3 protein-coding genes are annotated in these 3,487 nt (G+C 55.7%); 2 read left to right on the forward strand and 1 reads right to left on the reverse strand.

The window, feature by feature from the left end; genetic code table 11:
* The first annotated feature begins 295 nt into the window (after positions 1-295).
* Positions 296-1,897 (forward strand): inorganic phosphate transporter, encoded by a 1,602-nt coding sequence (locus MYY08_RS00015; protein ID WP_038623729.1) that lies wholly within the window; start codon positions 296-298, stop codon positions 1,895-1,897.
* Between the two features lie 119 nt (positions 1,898-2,016).
* On the forward strand, positions 2,017-2,319 hold the full coding sequence (locus MYY08_RS00020) for a hypothetical protein (RefSeq protein WP_038623727.1): 303 nt from the start codon (positions 2,017-2,019) through the stop codon (positions 2,317-2,319).
* Positions 2,320-2,372: 53 nt separating this feature from the next.
* On the opposite strand, the gene traT is transcribed toward MYY08_RS00020, so the two are convergent.
* Positions 2,373-3,104, reverse strand: a complete 732-nt coding sequence (gene traT / locus MYY08_RS00025) for a complement resistance protein TraT (RefSeq protein ID WP_084971298.1) — start codon at positions 3,102-3,104, stop codon at positions 2,373-2,375.
* Between the last annotated feature and the right edge of the window lie 383 nt (positions 3,105-3,487).

Here is a 3,487-nt window from a genome sequence, read left to right on the forward strand (position 1 = left end):
TGATAAATCAAAAGGTTATTTAGCCCTTCCGCTTGACAGGTTTATACGTAACGGCCAAATATGTAACGAATAAATACCTAAAGACGAATGACGGAACGGCGTAAAAAACGCCTGTTAAACCCCTAATCAAAAATTTCCCTTAAATAAACAGCAATCCCCGCGTGCAAGTCGTTAATAAAATAGCGGTTGTCAGACCGTTCGGAATGCGATGATTCTGCCGTTTGGTTCATCTCACTGTCATATCGTCCACGTATCACACCTGAACTGCCGTCTCAATTCTCTTACGAGGTCCGTCATGAGTGAAAACCAAACCTGGAACGCCGCGCCCGCGCCGGCACGCCCCGATCTGAACAGTAAACACAGCAAAAAAACCGCGACGGCAATCGTCCTGCTGATGCTGGGCGGAGTGGCGTTCGCCGCGGTGAACCTGTTTGCCGATGTGGAAGAGTCGGGCCAGGTGGTGACCAGCTATCTGCCTTTCGTACTGCTGGGGCTGGCGCTGCTGATCGCGCTGGGCTTTGAGTTCGTTAACGGCTTTCACGATACGGCGAACGCGGTGGCGACGGTAATTTATACCCATTCTCTGACGCCCGGCGCGGCGATCCTCTGGTCCGGGCTGTGCAACTTCACCGGCGTTCTGCTCTCCAGCGGCGCGGTGGCCTTCGGCATCATTTCGCTGTTGCCGATGGAGCTGATTCTACAAGCAAGCAGCGGCAACGGCTTCGCCATGATTTACGCGCTGCTGTTTTCCGCGATTATCTGGAATCTCGGCACCTGGTATCTCGGCCTGCCCTCCTCTTCTTCCCATACGCTGATCGGCTCGATTATCGGCGTCGGCGTTGCCAACGCGCTGATCCACGGTCGCAGCGGCATGGAAGGCGTGAACTGGGATCAGGCGGAGAATGTCGCCTGGGCGCTGCTGTTTTCGCCGCTGGTGGGCTTTATCAGCGCCGCCCTGCTGCTGCTGGCGATGAAAAAGCTGGTGCGCAATCGTCAGCTTTATACCGCGCCGGAAGGCCGCCAGCCGCCGCCGGGCTGGATCCGCGCGCTGCTGATTTTAACCTGCACAGGCGTCTCCTTCGCCCACGGCTCCAATGACGGGCAGAAAGGCATGGGGCTGATTATGCTGATTCTGGTGGGAACGATGCCTATCGTTTATGCCCTTAACCGCTCAGTGCCGCCGGAGCAGATCCCGCGCGTAGCGGCGTTGGCGCAGGTCACCGGCCAACAGCTGATCGGCACGTCACAGACGCCGCTGCCCGACTCGCCGCGCAACCAGCTGCTGACGTTTATGCGCAGCGGCGACGTGACGCCGCAGGTGATGCCCGCGCTCGGCGCGCTGTTGCAGAAAATCGGCACGCAGATTAAGCAGTATGGTTCGATGGATAACATTCCGGCGCAGCTGGTGGCGAACACCCGCAACGATATGTACCTGGCCGCCGAAAGCATCAAGCAGCTGAAGGCGGCCAACGTCGCGCTGCCGCAGGAAACGCAGGATAACCTCAACGCAATGAAAAGCGAGCTGGATAATGCTACCCGTTTTATTCCGCTGTGGGTGAAGGTGGTGGTCGCGCTGGCGCTGGGGCTTGGCACCATGGTGGGCTGGCGACGCATCGTGATTACCGTCGGCGAACGTATCGGCAAGGCGCATCTCAGCTACGCGCAGGGCGCCAGCGCCGAACTGGTGACGGTCGCCACCATTGGCGCCGCCGACGCCTTCGGCCTGCCGGTCTCCACCACGCATGTGCTCTCTTCCGGCGTTGCGGGCACCATGGCCGCCAACCGCTCCGGCCTGCAAACCGCTACGTTGCGTAATTTGCTGATCGCCTGGCTGCTGACGCTGCCGGTTTCGATCCTGATCTCCGCCCTGCTGTTTATGCTGTTCAGCCGCTTTTAATCTCAGGGAAGCAGCTTTTGGTGCAGCGTGGCGGCGGTTCCATCGGGAAAGAAAAGCCGTCGCGTCTTCAGGCAGCGATAAATTACCTATACTTGGTTTTTGTATAACAGGAGGCACCAATGGCGGACTTAAAACTGATTGATACGCTGGAATTAGGCAATGACAATGAGCTGGCCCATAAATATGAAATCTATGGCGCTGACGAATCCACCCCGGAATATGCCCTTGTCTTTGCACGACAGAGCCAGAGCGGCGAATGGCAGCAGCAGGATGGCAAGCTGCAATTTGCAGCGGCGGATGAAAAACAGGAAGCGACCGACGGTACGATGGGTTACGGCTCTGGCGACAGCATGCCGGATTTGCGCGATCTGCGTCAGGAAGCCAAAGAGCGCTGCGAACAGCATCACCGCGAAAGCCATTGATCGTAGCAGCAGAATCAATACCGCAGGGCGGCTTTTAGCCGCCCTGCCGCATATTACAGGATAGAGGCAACTGATTTCGCCAGCTGCGCTTCCAGCACCGGTTTCGCCTCTTCAAACTTCAGGTTAACCTTGTTGGCGTTGGAAACGACGCGCGTCTGATACTTCATACGGTTGCCGTCGGCAGTGCTGGTTTGCAGCTTAACGCCAGAGGTGCCCTGACGCAGCGCCGCGATATTGTCGGTGGTCACTTTGTTTTTGCTGCGCTCGGAAATTTGCAGATCGGTGACCATGGTGTAGTTCACGTCTTCAACCAGCGCATCGGCCGCCAGGCCAGCCAGACCGGCCGCCAGGCCAATACCCAGCGCCGCGCCGCCGGAGTTGCTGTTGTAAGCGGTGATGCCGCCGCCCAGCGCTGCGCCTGCAACGGCGCCTTCATAGCCGCTGCCCAGAAGACCTTGCGCTTCACGCAGATCCATTTTGTCCGCTTTCAGCACGTTGGCCTGAATCCAGTAGTAAGCGCTGTCCGGCGAAGAAACGACGTTGTAGCCTTTGGCGCGCAGATCCTGCGCCAGCAGGTCGGGCAGATCGCTCATATCCTTATCGGAGGTGTTTTTTACCTGGATGTAAACGGTCTTTTCAGATGAAGGCTCCAGCCAGATGGTCTGGCTCATCTGCGTTTTCACCTCAAGGTTGCGCTTTTTGATCGCCGTGCTCATGGCGCTACAGCCTGAAAGCAGAACGGCAGAAAGAGCGATTGCGACCACGGCGTGTTTTTTATATCCCATTTTCCTGTCCTTAATGGAAAGAGCGAGAGAGCTCCAGATTTGAGTAAAGTGTTTTCATCACCGGCTGGCTAAAATAAGCGCTGCCTTTAATGCCAGGTGGTATCGTCATGATTCACTGACATGATGATGGCGAAACAAAACAACAGCACATTGCTTTCGCAGCGTAACTATTTTTGTTTCTTTTTATCGTGAAGAAATAAGCTATTGCCATAAAACGGGCATGAAGCGTCACATGCTGCCCTAAGCAACTGTTTGCCTGTTCTATTTTCGGCGTAATCTACCATAAAAAATTGAATGTGACAGCTCTAATTTTCCTTTCAAAGAAGCAGTAAACACCTTTTCCTTTCTGTTATTGCCTCGCCTCAAGATACGCCATTTTATAT

The organism is Mixta sp., from assembly GCF_024610815.1.
Lineage (GTDB): Bacteria > Pseudomonadota > Gammaproteobacteria > Enterobacterales > Enterobacteriaceae > Mixta > Mixta calida.

What these genes read in the sequence shown, in the direction of transcription:
- MYY08_RS00015 (WP_038623729.1), top strand. Translation starts at nt 296, where the DNA reads ATGAGTGAAAACCAAACCTGGAACGCCGCGCCCGCGCCGGCACGCCCC.
- traT (WP_084971298.1), bottom strand. Translation starts at nt 3,104, where the DNA reads ATGGGATATAAAAAACACGCCGTGGTCGCAATCGCTCTTTCTGCCGTT.
- MYY08_RS00020 (WP_038623727.1), top strand. Translation starts at nt 2,017, where the DNA reads ATGGCGGACTTAAAACTGATTGATACGCTGGAATTAGGCAATGACAAT.